This window comes from Atribacterota bacterium (assembly GCA_028717805.1).
Taxonomy (GTDB): domain Bacteria; phylum Atribacterota; class Phoenicimicrobiia; order Phoenicimicrobiales; family Stramentimicrobiaceae; genus Stramentimicrobium.
The window spans coordinates 13,870-30,268 of record JAQUNC010000007.1 but is presented as its reverse complement, the minus strand read 5'-3'; the positions used below and the strand labels follow the sequence as shown (position 1 = coordinate 30,268).

Below are 16,399 nucleotides of genomic sequence, written 5' to 3'. Positions count from 1 at the left end.
ACTTTATATAGGAACACTACTACGGTTTACTAAATACCATATACTCAATAATAATACAGGGATTCTCAGGGGGAAGAATGCCTCTTGATTATCCCGTAGATTATGTTATGATTGAATCCAAAGATAACATCAAATCAAATATATTTTTTACTAAAGTTGGTTTAGATGGCATTCCAATTACTCGCTTTCTCGGTTTATCTCAACATGAAGATGTTCTGCATTTCATCACTACCCGACATGGTGGTTACAGTGAAAAACCATTTCATTCTTTTAATTTAGCTTCTCATGTGGGAGATAGAGAGGAACATGTTCTCAAAAACCGTGACCGCTTGGCTAAATCCCTCGGCATATCTACTGAAAGTTTTATTTTTACTCAGCAGGAACATGGAACGAACGTATTTTTAATTAACAACAGAAAGGGATTAAAGAATAACAAGGATTTAACTAATCCAGTGCAAATCAGTGATGCTATGATTACTGCTTATAGAAATATCTGTCTTCTAATTTTTGTTGCTGATTGCGTGCCAGTAATACTTTTTGACTATAGAAAAAAGGTTATTGCTCTGGTTCATGCCGGATGGAAGGGAACAGTCGGCCTCATTACTCAGAAAACTATTCGTTTAATGCAATCTCATTATCACTGCAGAGCCCTGGATATTATCTGTGCTATTGGTCCTTCTATTGGTCCCTGTTGCTATCAGGTGGGAAAGGATGTATTATATAAAGTTAAGGAGTCTTTTCCAAAAGAGCAAAATTTAATTCGTTCTTTTTCTAATGGTGAAAGGTTTTTTTTCGATTTGTGGCAGGCTAACAAAATACAATTGTTAAGTTGTGGGATACCGGAGGAGCATATCGAAATCGCCTATCTGTGTACTTCCTGTCATTCTAATCTATTTTTTTCCAATAGAAAAGAACATCGATGTACAGGTCGTTTTGCTGCTGGAATTATGTTGAGAGAATAATAGGGAGGGTTTATTATGATGAAAATATTAATGATTTATCCTTCTTATCCCGAAACGTTCTGGAGTTATAAATATGTTCTCAAATTTGTGGCAAAGAAAGCCAGCTTACCCCCATTGGGATTGCTTACTGTAGCTGCTTTACTTCCTGCTGAGTGGGAAAAAAGGTTGATAGATCTTTCTGCTGGTGATTGTCTGACTGAACAGGATATTAAGTGGGCTGATTATGTTTTTATCGGTGCCATGTCTATCCAGCGAAAATCAGTAACCGACCTTATTGGACAATGCAAGAGAATCGGAGCAATTATTGTAGCAGGAGGTCCCCTTTTTACAGCCGCTTATCAGGATTTTCCCCAGGTAGACTACTTAGTTTTGAATGAAGCAGAAGTGACCCTACCTTTGTTTTTAGCAGATTTGCACAGGGGGAATCTGAAAAGAATTTACGCCAGTAAAGAAAAAGCTGATCTGGAGCATTCCCCGGTTCCGGCCTGGGAATTAATTAAAGATTTAAAACAATATAACTCTCTTTGTATGCAGTATTCCAGGGGCTGTCCCTTTGATTGTGATTTTTGTGATGTCACCATGCTTTTTGGTCATAAGATCAGGACTAAATCAAAATATCAACTACTGAAAGAGTTAGATAAAATATACCAATTGGGATGGCGGGAAGGAGTTTTTATGGTGGATGATAATTTTATAGCTCATAAGAGTAAATTAAAGAAAGAAATCCTGCCTGCCCTGATTAGCTGGAATAAAGAAAAAGGACACTGTTTTTCTTTTAGTACCCAAGCTTCCATTAATATTGCTGATGAAGAGGAGCTAATGAATATGATGGTAGAGGCAGGTTTTGATTCAGTTTTTATTGGTATTGAAACTCCTCATGAAGAAAGCCTGGAAGAATGTCATAAAAACCAGAATAGACATCGTAATTTAATTGATGCAGTCCATAAGGTGCAACAATGTGGACTTCAGGTAACCGGTGGTTTTATTGTGGGATTTGACCATGATCCTCCCAGTATCTTTGATGAAATGATTAATTTTATTCAGAAGAGTGGCATTGTCACAGCTATGGTTGGTCTTCTCAATGCACCGGTAGGAACTAAATTATATCAAAGACTTATTAAAGAGAAACGCTTTTTGAGAATACCCAGCGGTAGCAACACTGATTTTACTATTAATTTTATTCCCAAAATGGATTATCAAGAATTGTTAAAGGGTTACCAAAAAATATTACATACCATTTATTCACCAAATTATTATTATAATAGAGTATTATCTTTGATTAAAAGTTTAAATACCAAAAAATTTAAAATACGGATAAATCGCCTGCGCTGGATTTACCTGGCAGCCTTCTTTAAATCAGTTTGGTATCTGGGAATTAAGGAAAGGGGAAGGAAATATTACTGGAAGATGTTTTTCTGGACTCTATTTCATCGACCTAAACTTTTCCCGGCAGCAATCACTTACGCTATAACTGGTTTTCATTTTCGAAAAATTTTTGAGGGGAATAAAGTAGTAACAGAATAACAGAAAATTTTATAGAATTATTTATATCTTACATGATAGCAATAAACGGGGTATTTATCTATTCCTTTCTTGAGGAAGATTTTTTTAAATATCTCTCTGTTATTCTTGAAATACGTGAAATATCAAGCATAATTAATGATATTGCTACAATGGATCCTATTTTCTTTCATTATTTTATCTCACTTTCCTTCCTTCAGTCATTAAAATATAATGTGTATTCCAATGGAACATATTTTTTCGGAAGGATACCAGTACATATTCTGATTATGTTAGATGAAGCCTAAAGGTTCAACTATCCTATTCTGTTAATCGTTTAATTCAAGTTACTGCCAGGTCTTTCTTAGTGAAGGGTGTTTGTCGTAAAAAGCTATATTACAACAATAAACAGGGGAAGGAATTTCTATACAACAGTTTGCTAAGTTAAATCTGTCTTATATACCAGTGAAGCGAATTTTATCTTTTCTAGATTTCAAACGGTAACGGTATGCTGATATAATTGCCATAAGTGAATGAGAGAATGCATTCTGGCTGTTCTGCCAAAATTTGGCATTGCTCTGCCTATATCAGGATAACAATAGGTACTGAAAAAATCATAAGATAGTATCCATCTTCGAAAAAACTTCAGGGGAATAATAATCTAAATGTTCATCTGGATTTTTAACGATTAGTCGAGGAATAACCGACAATTTATTCATAGGAAAGATATGGATGCCCGCTATCTCTTTTATAGTCAGAAGTTCTTTAACTAGCTCCTGCGCAATAGTTATACCTTCTTCTAAGCCCGAATTAATCATCCTAGATCTTATACTGTCAGGAATAAAAATATGGGAAAGATTTTTTTCAATATAATCAACCATCTTTTTACCTCTTAATGGCATTATACCGATAATTTTAGGAATGATTATGTGACTGGTAATATTCAGAAAATTTTCCAGTATTTTTATACTAAAAATAGGTTGGGTCTGGATAAAATTTGCTCCAGCAGATACTTTTTTTTCCAATCTTGATAATTCTCTATCAAATTCTTTAGATCCTGGATTTACTGCTACACCTGTAAAAAAGTCAGTTTTATAATTAGAAGTTTTATTGCTAGAAAAATATCCTTGATTTAATTCCTGAATAATTTTAATTAAGCCTATGGAATCTACATCAAAAACGGCAGTAGCTTGGGCATGATCTCCCATTTTGGGATGATCTCCGGACAGAGCAAGAATATTTTTCACACCCAAAGCATAAGCTCCCAGCAATTCCGCCTTTAAAGCTAACAAGTTTCTGTCTCTACAAGTAATATGAAAGATAGTTTCTAAATGCACACTTTCCTGAATAATATGAGAGAGAGCAATAGGTCCCATTCTTAAGCAGGCTAAGGGACAATCGGTGATATTAATAGCATCAGTTAGATTTAAATATTTTTTAATACTTTCTAGTAGATAGTCAATATTCACATTAAGGGGCGGATCCAATTCTACAGTAAAAACAAATTTTTTCTTTTCTAATTTTTCTTTTAGTCTCATTTAGAATGGCTTTCTGAAAGTTATATGGTTCCAACAAGAAAATCTATAAGATAGCTTTTATTAATTAAATTGAACAGATATTATCATTTTAAGATAAAGATGTCAATTCATAATGTTTGGTTCAGGTAAAATTTTGCTAAATATTTAGGTACTAATTTCGAGTAGTGTTAACAATTTAGTATAAATTAGTTTAAAAAAATTGGTCATGCATGTTGTCTTTCCTATAGAATATAGTTGAAAAACAAATTTTAAATAGGAAGGAGAGAGCATACATGATCATAGATGATTTCATTGCTCATTAAAAGCATAGTGTATCCTAACATGCATATAAAAACAAGAACATTACTGATACCTGTAGATTGTTTAACGTATCCAGAACGGTCTATTACTAGTGGCTAAAAAAGATTCAACAAATTCGATTATCAAGGTTTGTTCAATAGACAAAAGTCTAGGTCCGACATGCCCAATCAGATCAAACTGAAATCTGAGACAATCATTTACAATTACACAACAGATTACCCGACCCATGGACTCAGAAGAATATCCAATGAGCTGAAAGCACAGGGTATTACCATCAGTGAAACCGGCATCTATCATGTCCCAAGACGAAGAGGGTTAAACAAACGTCTAGATAGACTCTTTTGTGCCCAGGAATACTCGGATAATCCAGTCATTACCGAAAAAGGTATCTCAGAGAGGTAGAAAAGAGAGAAGAAATCCATATCCAGGCTTTCTATCCCGGTGCTCTCTTCTGCCAGGATACCTTCTATGTGGGCACCATCAAGGGCTTGGGTAGGATCTACCAGCAGGTCGGTATTGATGCCTATGTCCACTTCAGCTTTGCCAATGTCTATACCAATAAGAGAACTGACAGTGCTATTGACCTTGTCAAGACCAAAGTGATACCAGTCTATGAGGTGTTTCATATTCCCTTAGATCACATCTTAACCAATAATGGCAAAGAGTATACCACCTACTGGGAAAATGGCAAGCATGATTATGAAACATTTCTGGCCAAGCATGGTATCGCTCACACTAAGATTAAGCCCAGATGTCCCAGGAGTAACGTTATCGTAGAAAGATTTAACAGAACACTGTTAGAAGAGTTTTACCAACTAATAATGATTAAGAATATCTATACCTCTTTGGACCAGTTACAGGATTATTTGGAAAAGTTCATCTACTATTATAATTTTAAAAGAACGAATCAGGGTAATCGTCTAAAGGGAAAGATTCCTTACCAGAAATTTATCAATGGTAAACGTAAATTCACTTTACCGGAACCCAGATAAATAGTATTCTATTGTTATAGGAAAGAAATAGATATGTAAAGACATCTTGGAAATCATACAAATTATCTTATTAAAGAAAGGGATAATCATTGATTTACTATGCACATAATATAATGTTATCCTATTGACACTATTATTAGGGCATTCTCTGGTAAAGTCGTGAAATTACCTCTCCTATATATGAAGTGGTGCAAAAAATGAGTCAGAAAGAAAATTTTAAAATTATTGATACCGTAAGATGGCTAATAGATTCCTATTATCGGGCAGTAGGAATAAGCGTGATTTTTGTGCCAGGAAATGGTAAATTTATTTTTCCTACTCATAGTGGTAGATATTTTTGTGAATTTTGTAAGTTAATTCAGAAGAATTCTATAGGAGAAAAGAACTGTCTCAATGCCTTTTATAATAGTGCCGAAAAGAGTAGCGAATTTGGTTTTCCTTATATATATCAATGTCATGCTGGACTAATCGAATGGTCAGCTCCTTTTTGGTGTGCTGGTGAATTATTAGGTAATTTTGTTTCCGGCGGAGTGTTAATGAGAGAGCCAGACACTTCTTTATGGAAAGAGATGAGGAAAATAAGCAAATCTTTAGGGGTAGAAGAATTACTCCTACAAAAAGCTCTTAGCAAGATAAAGATAGTATCAGAAGAAAGGGTAAGAGCTGCTGCTGATATTCTTTATATCATGGCAAACTACCTGGTAAAGATGGAATTAATTGATATTAAATTGCGTCAGGAAAAGTATTTGCAACAAGCAAAAATTTCTGAAGAGATTCAGCGTATAAAAAGGACAGAAATAGAGTTACTAGAGCAGAACGTAGAAGATGAAAATTCTCCCCTTCCCATCTCTTCGCTTTATCCTTTAAAAACAGAGAGAGAATTGCTGCGTAGAGTGAAATTAGGTGATAAAGAGGGCGCTAAAGAAGTATTAAATGAAATTTTAGGTCAGATATTATTTAAGAATGCCGGTCAGATTGAGTTGGTTAGGGCTCGTATCCTAGAGCTGGCAGTTATCCTTTCTCGAGCTGCTGTGGAAGCCAAGGCTGAATTAGAAATGGTTCTGGGATTAAATTTTGAATATATCCAGGAAATCGGTAAACTAAAATCTATTGAAGAATTGTGTATCTGGATTGTAAAGGTTCTGGATAGATTTACTGAATCAGTATATGAAAATAGGAATATTAAAAACGTTGATATTATTAGAAAGGTAAGGGAGTTTATTCGGTCAAACTATAAGAAGAAGATAACATTACAGGATATCAGTAAAGCAGTATATCTGAGTTCTTATTATTTAAGCCATATTTTTAAAAAAGAAACTGGCTCTACCATATTGGAATATCTTACCAAGGTACGAATCGAGGAAGCAAAGAAATTATTAGAGAATACTTCATGGAGCTCTACTCAAATTGCTTTTGAGGTAGGTTACCCCGATCAAAGCTATTTTTGTAAAGTTTTTAAAAAGATAGAAGGAATATCTACTTCTGATTATAAGGAAAAAATGAAGAGATAGTGTTTCTAATCCATTTTACTTTTATTATAATTCCTCTATCTTTCCTCTGATATATTTAAGCTCCTAATTTTCTGTTAACTCATTATAATAGTAATTGTTTCTTTAGGGCATTTCCCATTAGGTTAAGTTTCCAAAAGTCTAAATATACAATAATATTCTTAAAAAAAGCAAGAAATTACCTAACAGGACAATCCTGATATAGTATTAGATTTTTTTATTCTTTAAAATTAAGAGAAACTATAAATAATAGGGGGGATATAAGATGTTAGATTTGAATGAAATATCTGAAGCACTTCAAAGAGGTGATGCAGGTAAAGTAGAAGAATTGGTTCGACTGGCTTTAGCAGAAAAATTGTCTCCAAAAGAGATACTTGAAAATGGCTTAATCAAAGGAATGAATATTATCGGGGTAAAATTTAAGAATAATGAAGTATATGTGCCAGAAGTATTAATTGCTGCCCGAGCTATGCATGCCGGAATGGATGTATTAAAGCCTAAATTAGTTGAAACAGGAGTAAAAAATATAGGCAAAGTAGTAATAGGAACCGTAAAAGGAGATCTACATGATATAGGAAAGAATTTAGTAAAAATGATGTTAGAAGGAGCAGGTTTTGAAGTTATAGATCTAGGAGTAGACGTCTCAGCAGATAAGTTTGTATCTGCGGTTAAAGAATACAAACCCAATATATTAGGAATGTCAGCACTCTTAACTACTACTATGGTTAACATGGTGGATGTAATCAAATCCCTTCAATTGTCAGATTTGCGTGAGAAGGTAAAAGTAATGATTGGAGGAGCTCCCATAACCCAAAATTATGCAGAACAAATTGGTGCTGATGGCTACTCTCCTGATGCTGCTTCTGCAGCCGAAGATGCTAAAAAATTTATAGCTTAGAGTGAAAAATTTCAATTCATCGGAGAATTTTATGATTCATCACATTCGTAACAAGAATTACTTGGTGGAAGTTTTACCACCAAAACAGGATTCAGAAAACCTGGAGTCAGACCTTGAAAAATTTTACACTAGATATATGAAGGTTATTAACAGTGGATATTGTGTTTGTATTACTGATAATACTATGGGTAATTTATCTTTCCAGGGGACTGAAATAATTGAAGAATTTAAGCTTCCGGTAATGCTAAAACAGGTAATGATTCATCTTAATACTTTCCATAGAAAGGATGACCTGGATAATATTCTTAATGCTTGCCTCCGAAAAGGCATTAAGTATATTCTGGTAATTACTGGAGATGGATCTATTCGTCTTCCCAAGCTCCGACCCGTAGATGTAAATTTAACCAATATTGATTCTGTTACTTCTGTCGAATTGCTGAAATATATAAGCCGAGAGTATCCTGGGGCTTTTATTCTGGGGGTTGCTTTTAATCCTTATGAACCGGAGGAGCATGAATTTGAAAAGATGGAAAAAAAGATTAAAGCCGGCGCTACATTTATCATTACTCAACCATTATTGGGAAGAAATAAGGTAATAAATAAACTTCTTAAAAAGTATCCCCAAATACCAGTAATAGTAGAAGCATGGATGAGTAAAAAGCTACATCTTCTTTCTGAAGTAGTAGGTTATGAGATAACCATGAACGGTGAATATGATCCTATAGCAAATTTAAAAGTTCTTCATAATTTATATCCGGGGTGTGGTGTTTATTTATCTCTATTAGGAATAAAAAACCAGTTTGATTTGATTAAAGAAACCTTAGTTTAAGCAGCATAAAGGCAGGGAGGAATTATGAAGATAGTAGTTTGCATCAAGCAGGTACCAGCAACTAATGATACCAAAATTGATCCGGAGACAAAAAGAATAGTTAGAGAAGGAGTAAGAGCAATTCTTAATCCCTTTGATACCTATGCAGTAGAAGAAGGAATACAGTTAAGAGATAAATTTGGTGGAGAAGTCTTAGCCCTCACTATGGGTCCTCCTAAAGCTGAACAAGCACTACGAGAAGTTCTTTCTCTGGGAGTGGATAAAGCAATTTTACTTAGTGACCGGGATTTTGCTGGTTCAGATACCTGGGCAACGAGTTATGTTCTAGCCAGGGCAATAAAAAAAATAGGTAAAGTTGACCTGGTCCTTTGTGGTAAACAGGCCATAGATGGAGATACAGCCCAGGTAGGTCCTGGTATCGCTGCTCATTTGAATTGGGTACAGGCCACTTATGTTATGGCAGTAGAAGAGCTATCATCTTCTATTATCAGGGTGAAAAGAATGCATGAAGATGGTTACGATATTTGTGAAATAGCACTGCCTGCAGTGATGACTGTGGTAAAAGATATTAATATTCCCAGGGTACCAACCCTCAAAGGGAGATTAGCTTCTCTGAAGCGGGAAATTCCAGTTTGGAAGCCAGAAGATATAAAAATTGAAAAAACAAAGATTGGGCTTGATGGCTCACCAACCAGGGTAGTAAAAATAGAACAGCCTGCTCCAAGGCATGCCAGTACTAAAAGGATTGAAGGATCGGCTAGAGAATGTGCCAGAAGCTTGCTGCGAGAATTAAGAATGCGCAATATAATTTAATATAAGGATGATAGTATGAAGGTTACTACAGAATTTGATAGGAAAAAGTATCGTAATATTTGGGTAATAGCAGAACTCTTATTTGGGAAAATACAAACAGTAACTTATGAATTAATTGGAGTAGCTAGGAATTTAGCTGATTTGAGGAATAGTGAGGTTTGGATTATTGTTCTGAGTTCTAAGTTAGAGGATAATTTGGAACTGCTTTTTGCCTATGGTGCAGATGTAGTAATAATATTAGATAATAAGGCATTTTCTGGATTTATTGATGAACTGGAATCTAAAATATTAAAGAGAATTATTGTTAAATATAAGCCTGAAACAATTATATGTGGAGCTACTTCAAGGGGAAGGGCTTTGATTCCTAGGGTCGCTGTCATGACCCATTCTGGCCTTACTGCTGATTGCACAGGACTTTCCATTGACCCAGAGAGCGGGGATCTACTTCAAACCAGACCAGCTTTTGGTGGTAACATTATGGCTATTATACGCAGTTCAAATTATCGACCTCAAATGGCAACTGTTCGACCAAGGGTTATGAAGATGCCAGAGCCCAATTATACTTGTACCGGTAGAATAATAAAAGAGAAGATTTTTAATGGTGATATCAAAAATATTAAGAAGATAATTAGTGTTTTCCATGATACTAAAACTGCTGTTAATCTCGCTGATGCTCAGATAATAATTTCAGGGGGAAGAGGAATGCAGGGGAAGAAGGGTTTTGATCTCTTAAAAAGATTTGCCGAAAAGGTTGGAGGTGCAGCCTTAGGAGCAAGCAGGGCAGCTGTTGATGCAGGCTGGATTTCCTATGCCCATCAGGTTGGACAAACAGGACAAACAGTTCAAACAAAGGTTTATATAGCCTGTGGTATTTCGGGACAGATACAACATCTGGTAGGAATGCAGTCCTGTGACTTAATAATAGCTATTGACCAAAATCCACATACACCTATGATGCAAATAGCCGATATAGCGGTAATAGGAGATTTATTTGAAATTATTCCGGAAATTATTTACGAAATAACTGAACTATAAAATTAGAATAAGAATATGCCTCATCATTCAGACAAAGATGATAATTAAAAGGTTTCTCACTTCAAAATTTATGAAATTTCAATTACTTATATGAAATATGAAAAGGAGATTTAGTTATGCTAATTATTGGTGAAAAATTAAATTCTACCAGAGAAAGAGTCAGAAAGATGATTGAAAATAGAGATGTAAAATCTATTCAGGAATTAGCCAGGAAACAGGTAGAGGGAGGAGCCAATATCCTGGATGTGAATGCCTCCGCTGCCAGTGGTAACAGTAAAGAGAATATGAAATGGCTGGTTAAAACTGTACAGGAGGTAGCAGCAGTTCCTTTATGTATTGATAGCCCCAATGCTGAAGAAATTGAAAAAGGTCTGGCAGCACATAATTGGGCTAATGGAAAGGCATTCATTAATTCCGTTACTGGAGAAAAAGAAAAGATGGATAGACTACTACCCAGTATAAAAAATTATAAATGCGCTGTAGTAGCTCTGGTTATGGATGAACGAGGTATTCCTGATAATGCCCAAACACGTATTGAAATTGCCCGTAAATTAATACAAGTGTTAACAGATTCTGGCGTACCCTTGGCAGATATATATATTGATCCTCTGGCAGTTCCAATTGGAACTAATGATCAAAATGGTTTAATAGTTTTAGATACCATACGTGGTGTAAAGGAAATTTATCCTGAAGTTAAAACAGTAATAGGTTTAAGCAACATTTCTTATGGTCTTCCGGAAAGAAAGCTGATTAACCAGGTTTTCATGATTCTAACTATGTCTTGTGGCATGAATGCCGCCATAATTGATCCTACTGATAAAAGATTGATAGCTATGATTAAGACTTCTTTAACCCTGTTGGGGAAGGATAATTATTGTTGCGAATATATCAAGGCTTACCGAGAGGGAAGGTTAACAGCTGACCATAATTCTGTATAATGAAAAATTTATTATTTTTGGATAATCAAGCAAATATCCTCAAACTTGTATAACAGTTATTTTTAAGAAATCCTAGCTGAGATTTTACCTTTCTAATCCCCTTTTTGTGATACTTTTTCATTAGTTTAAATGAATAAATATAAGTAGAACGGCCTCTTATTTTAGACTCCAGGTAAAAAATATTCAATTAGTATATTAATCTTTATGGTAAAATTAATTTATTTAATCATTACTATCATCTAAGAAGATGAAGTTGATTTTCATGGTTAAATAAAAATGGTTTGACAATTGATTTTATTGGATTTAATATTTAGGGAAATGTTTTTATAGTACTGGATTTTAGAAATTCCGGTACTCTAAAATAGTTTTTTTAAATCTGAGGTATTTCCTTAAAACCACTCCAATAAAATACTTTTTATCCAGATTTAGAAATAGGAATGGAGATAGTTCATGGGTAAATTAAAAAGAACATATCAGGAGATTAATGAAAAAATTGCTCGCAAAGAAGCAGTTGTAATGACTGCAGAAGAAGTAATTGCCTTAAAAGATGAACAGGGAATAGAAGAAGCTACCAAATTGGTTGATGTAGTAACTACCGGTACCTTCGGTCCCATGTGTTCCTCTGGAGCATTTTTTAATGTAGGACATAGTGATCCACCTATTAAAATGCAAAAGGTGTGGCTCAATGATGTAATGGCTTATGCCGGTCTGGCTGCTGTTGATATTTATTTAGGTGCTACTCAATTATCAGAATCAGAAAGAAATGATTATGGTGGAGCCCATGTCATCGAAGAATTTGTAAAAGGGAAGGATATTAGATTAAAAGCACTTTCCAATGGAACCGATTGTTATCCTGCTCGTGAAGTTGAAGCAACTATCTCCAAAGAAACAGTAAATCAGGCTTTTATGGTCAATCCCAGAAATACCTATCAGAATTATAATGTAGCGGTAAATCAATCAACAAAAAAAATATATACCTATATGGGTATCCTTCTTCCTGATTTAGGCAATGCCAGCTACAGCACCAGTGGACAATTAAGTCCCTTGTTGAATGATCCTAGCTTAAGGAGTATTGGGATTGGAAGCCGTATCTTTATTGGGGGTACAGAGGGTTATGTTATTTGGGAGGGTACCCAATTCAGTCCCAGAACTGTTACTATTCCAGAGAAGGAGATTGTGACAAGGCAGGGAGCAACTTTAGCGTTAATAGGAAACCTGAAAAAAATGAAACCCGATTTTATTCAAGCTGCCTATTTTGCAGGATATGGTGTTTCTTTATATGTTGGTATTGGCATACCCATACCCATTCTTGATGAAGATATGATGAGAGTAGTTAGTATTAAAGATGAGGAGATATATACTGAAATCTTAGATTATAGTTATCCACATCCTGATAAACCATCCCTGGGCTGGGTCAATTACGCCCAACTTAGATCTGGTCAGATAGACATTAAGGGCAAAAAAGTTCCGACCTCTTCCTTATCCAGTTATGCCAGAGCGAGAATTATTGCTCATTCCTTGAAAGAATGGATTGGAAAAGGACAATTTTTTTTACAGGAGCCTATTGAATTTTTTCCTTCCCAAGGGGAATTAGGTAGATTAAAGACCATTAAAATTCGTTAGTTGAGGCAATTAATCTAAGTCAGGAAAGATTTTTGGAGGAGTAATGATTAAGAAAAAAGCTATTTTACGTTTTAATCCCTCTACGGTGGAAAAACCGATTACCTATTATTTGATTAAGAAATATGAGCTGTGGATTAATATCTTGCAGGCAAAATTTGAACCCTCCTTAGGAGGCAAGCTTGTAATTGAAATTAGAGGTGATAAAAAACAGATAGACGAAGCCTTTACTTACTTGAAGGAGCAGAATATAAAAGTTGATTTTTTAGAACAGGAAATATCCTGGAATAAACTGAAGTGTAATCATTGTGGTGCCTGCGTATCCATCTGTCCGGTAGGTGCCTTAATAATTAATAAACAAACATACTATTTAGAATTCAACTATCAGGATTGTGTGGTATGTGGTTATTGTGCCGATGCCTGTCCGGTACAGGCTATAGAAATTATTTTTTAATTACCCAGTAATAACGAAAAAGGGTTATGAAAAAACAAGATTTTCTTAATCAATATAATTTTGATCCTGGCCATAGTATTCGTTCCTATCGCAAAGCAATTAAGAGTTCTGATTTAGTTTCCTTTCCGGTAAAGGAAAAAGAAAGTGATTTGTTAATACAAGCTCCTGTGATACTTGAAGAAGAAGCCCTTGCTTCCTTAAAGTATTACCGGTCATTACTGGAGGATTATATAAAGGAAAATCCGCTATTTAGAACTACTCTCACCCCCTATCCCTTTGATAATAAGGCACATCCCATGATAAGGGAAATGATTGAAGTATCTACAAGCTGTCAAGTAGGTCCCATGGCTTCTGTGGCAGGTTGTATTGCCCAAAATGTTGCACAAGACTTACTTACCAGAATAGATGAAGTGATAATTGAGAATGGTGGCGATCTTTATATTAAAAGTTCTTCTTTGAGGAGGGTAATTATTTATGCCGGTTCTTCTCCTCTCAGCAATAAATTGTATCTTAAGATAGATTCCCGTAAAAATGGTTTAGGAATATGTACTTCTTCGGGAACAGTAGGACCTTCCTTTAGTATGGGTAAAGCAGATGCAGTTACAGTAATTTCTTATTCCGCTTCCCTGGCTGATGCGGCAGCTACGGCTATCGGGAATATCATTCAAACCAAAGAAGATATTAGAAAAGCACTAAATCTAGTCCAATGTATTTGCGGTCTTCGGGGAGTTGTTATCATTAAAGATGATAAGATAGGGATGTGGGGAGAAATAGATTATGGTTTAACTTAGATTATATTTTAGCATGGTAATTTGAAAATTCCCGATACCACAAAATTTTTTTGAAAACTAATTTATAATATTCTTAGGGAAGAGGGAAGGAAAAATTAAATAATGAAAAGGTTTGGGAAAGACAAATAATCAGATATAATTTAAAACAGTTTGCCCTTAGAACCAAAAACTAGTCACTAAATGTTGTTAGCCACCTTCTACCTTCTACCAATTAAATTAATACTATACATTATACAACAAACTGAGTTACAATTTTATTGTTGCTCTTCTTCAGTAAAGAAGTTGAAAAGAGAAAGGTGAAAAAAGTGTTTTTACCAACTACTAAAGATGAAATGAAACAATTAGGCTGGACTAGTCTGGATATAATAATAGTTACCGGAGATACCTATATTGATACCCCCTTTATAGGAATAGCCCTTATTGGTAAACTATTACTCAATACCGGTTACCGGGTAGGAATTATTGCTCAGCCTGATATTGATAATCCCAAAGATATTGGTCGCCTGGGGGAGCCACAACTTTTTTGGGGAGTAACGGCAGGTTCCCTAGATTCCATGATAGCTAACTATACTGCTACTGGTAAGAAGAGAAAAAAGGATGACCTTACACCGGGTGAAATAAATAATCGTAGACCTGATCGAGCTACTATTGTCTATAGCAATCTCATAAGGCGTTATTTTAAAAATACCAAGCCTATTGTTTTAGGTGGTATTGAGGCCAGCTTAAGAAGACTGGCTCATTATGATTTCTGGGATAATGAAATCAGACACTCTATTTTATTAGATAGTAAAGCAAATTTTTTGATATATGGTATGGCTGAAAAGAGCGTATTACAGCTGGCGGAACGGCTTAAACGACAGGAGCAAGTTGATGACCTAAGAGGTATCTGTTATATCTCAAAATCACCAGTCCAGAACAGCATTATTTTACCCTCTTTTTCCGAAGTAAGAAAAGACCGGAAAAAATTTATAGAAATGTTCCATCTCTTTTATGAGAATCAAAATCCCTTTTCCGGCCAAACCCTCTCTCAGAAATATGATAACCGTTATCTAATTCATAATCCCCCTTCTTATCCGTTAACAACAACAGAACTAGATAAAGTATACGAATTTGATTATGAAAGAGAAGTTCATCCTTATTATAGGAAGTGGGGGAAAGTAAGGGCTTTGGATACAATAAAGTTTTCAGTTACTTCTCATCGGGGATGCTTTGGAGAATGCAATTTTTGTGCCATTACTGTACATCAAGGAAAGTATATCCAATCCAGAAGTCAGAAGTCTATTATCAACGAAATCACAAAATTAACCTGTCGGAAAGATTTTAAAGGATATATCCTGGATGTAGGTGGTCCCACTGCCAATATGTATGGTATGGAATGTACCCAAAAGAGAAGGGGTGATTATTGTGGAAAGAAACGCTGTTTATTCCCTTCTTTTTGTGTCAATTCATCAGTTGACCATAAGGCACAAATCAAATTATTAAGAGTAATCAGGAGAATAAAAGGAATAAAAAAGGCATTCATTGCATCCGGGATTCGTTATGATCTGGTATTAGCAGATCAGAAATATGGTGAACATTATCTCCGAGAACTTATTACTAATCATCTTTCCGGACAACTAAAGATTGCTCCTGAACACATCGATTCCAAAATTCTAACCTTAATGGGCAAGGATAATAATAATCTGTTAAGCAGATTTAAAAAATTATTTAACCAGATTAATGATCAGGAAGGGCTTAAACAATATCTTACCTATTATTTTATGGCAGCTCATCCTGGTTGTAGAGAAAAGGATATGGTACATCTAAAAGAATATATTGAGCAGGAACTAAAGATAAAACCTGAGCAGGTACAGATTTTTATTCCGGCACCCTCAACATATTCTGCTCTTATGTATTATACAGAGCGTAATCCTTTTACTGGAGATAAAATTTTTGTAGAAAAGAAGGTTAAAAGTAAGGATAATCAGAAAAAAGTAATCATAAATTGGTAAACAAAAATATTTTCTTTATAAGGTAAATAAACATTGAACTTTCTCTCAAAATAATTGTTTGAATAAACTGAGGACAGTTAACACCAAAGCTTATGATTCCTCAGAATCCTAAAACAATAAATGTAAATAATTTTACTATTATATAATAATAGTATATTACGCACCACGCATTACAACGTTATACGATTTACCATATACTGAATATACTATATACGAGAAAAAGGGGTTCT

At 34.8% G+C, this 16,399-nt stretch carries 14 protein-coding genes and 1 pseudogene; 14 read left to right on the top strand and 1 reads right to left on the bottom strand.

The window, feature by feature from the left end; all coding sequences use genetic code 11:
- The first annotated feature begins 77 nt into the window (after positions 1-77).
- Positions 78-962 (top strand): peptidoglycan editing factor PgeF, encoded by an 885-nt coding sequence (pgeF, locus tag PHD84_02825; protein MDD5636737.1) that lies wholly within the window; start codon positions 78-80, stop codon positions 960-962.
- A gap of 18 nt (positions 963-980) precedes the next feature.
- A complete protein-coding gene (locus PHD84_02820) occupies positions 981-2,486 on the top strand; it encodes a DUF4070 domain-containing protein (protein ID MDD5636736.1) in 1,506 nt (501 codons plus the stop codon).
- A gap of 590 nt (positions 2,487-3,076) precedes the next feature.
- On the opposite strand, the gene PHD84_02815 is transcribed toward PHD84_02820, so the two are convergent.
- Complete coding sequence (locus PHD84_02815) at positions 3,077-4,000, bottom strand: methylenetetrahydrofolate reductase (protein MDD5636735.1); 924 nt, start codon at positions 3,998-4,000, stop codon at positions 3,077-3,079.
- Positions 4,001-4,459: 459 nt separating this feature from the next.
- Between PHD84_02815 and PHD84_02810 the strand changes: the two genes are divergently transcribed.
- The 12 genes and pseudogenes from PHD84_02810 to PHD84_02755 all read left to right on the top strand — a co-directional run bounded on the left by PHD84_02810 (position 4,460) and on the right by PHD84_02755 (position 16,206).
- Complete coding sequence (locus PHD84_02810) at positions 4,460-4,702, top strand: hypothetical protein (GenBank protein MDD5636734.1); 243 nt, start codon at positions 4,460-4,462, stop codon at positions 4,700-4,702.
- Positions 4,703-4,770: 68 nt separating this feature from the next.
- A complete protein-coding gene (locus PHD84_02805; GenBank protein MDD5636733.1) occupies positions 4,771-5,292 on the top strand; it encodes an integrase core domain-containing protein in 522 nt (173 codons plus the stop codon).
- Positions 5,293-5,489: 197 nt separating this feature from the next.
- The gene (locus tag PHD84_02800) at positions 5,490-6,803 is read left to right on the top strand and encodes a PocR ligand-binding domain-containing protein (protein ID MDD5636732.1); all 1,314 of its coding nucleotides are present in this window, start codon (positions 5,490-5,492) and stop codon (positions 6,801-6,803) included.
- A gap of 262 nt (positions 6,804-7,065) precedes the next feature.
- The gene (locus PHD84_02795; protein MDD5636731.1) at positions 7,066-7,698 is read left to right on the top strand and encodes a corrinoid protein; all 633 of its coding nucleotides are present in this window, start codon (positions 7,066-7,068) and stop codon (positions 7,696-7,698) included.
- Between the two features lie 31 nt (positions 7,699-7,729).
- On the top strand, positions 7,730-8,527 hold the full coding sequence (locus PHD84_02790; GenBank protein MDD5636730.1) for a methylenetetrahydrofolate reductase: 798 nt from the start codon (positions 7,730-7,732) through the stop codon (positions 8,525-8,527).
- 24 nt (positions 8,528-8,551) lie between these two features.
- Positions 8,552-9,340, top strand: a complete 789-nt coding sequence (locus tag PHD84_02785) for an electron transfer flavoprotein subunit beta/FixA family protein (protein MDD5636729.1) — start codon at positions 8,552-8,554, stop codon at positions 9,338-9,340.
- Between the two features lie 15 nt (positions 9,341-9,355).
- Positions 9,356-10,375 (top strand): electron transfer flavoprotein subunit alpha/FixB family protein, encoded by a 1,020-nt coding sequence (locus PHD84_02780; GenBank protein MDD5636728.1) that lies wholly within the window; start codon positions 9,356-9,358, stop codon positions 10,373-10,375.
- A 116-nt stretch (positions 10,376-10,491) separates the two neighbouring features.
- Complete coding sequence (locus PHD84_02775; protein ID MDD5636727.1) at positions 10,492-11,313, top strand: methyltetrahydrofolate cobalamin methyltransferase; 822 nt, start codon at positions 10,492-10,494, stop codon at positions 11,311-11,313.
- A 450-nt stretch (positions 11,314-11,763) separates the two neighbouring features.
- A complete protein-coding gene (locus PHD84_02770; GenBank protein ID MDD5636726.1) occupies positions 11,764-12,936 on the top strand; it encodes a homocysteine biosynthesis protein in 1,173 nt (390 codons plus the stop codon).
- 43 nt (positions 12,937-12,979) lie between these two features.
- Positions 12,980-13,387, top strand: coding sequence for a 4Fe-4S binding protein (locus PHD84_02765; GenBank protein MDD5636725.1), 408 nt, complete (start codon positions 12,980-12,982; stop codon positions 13,385-13,387).
- A gap of 26 nt (positions 13,388-13,413) precedes the next feature.
- Positions 13,414-14,178, top strand: coding sequence for a UPF0280 family protein (locus tag PHD84_02760; GenBank protein MDD5636724.1), 765 nt, complete (start codon positions 13,414-13,416; stop codon positions 14,176-14,178).
- 305 nt (positions 14,179-14,483) lie between these two features.
- A pseudogene (locus PHD84_02755) lies at positions 14,484-16,206 on the top strand (YgiQ family radical SAM protein).
- Positions 16,207-16,399 lie beyond the last annotated feature (193 nt).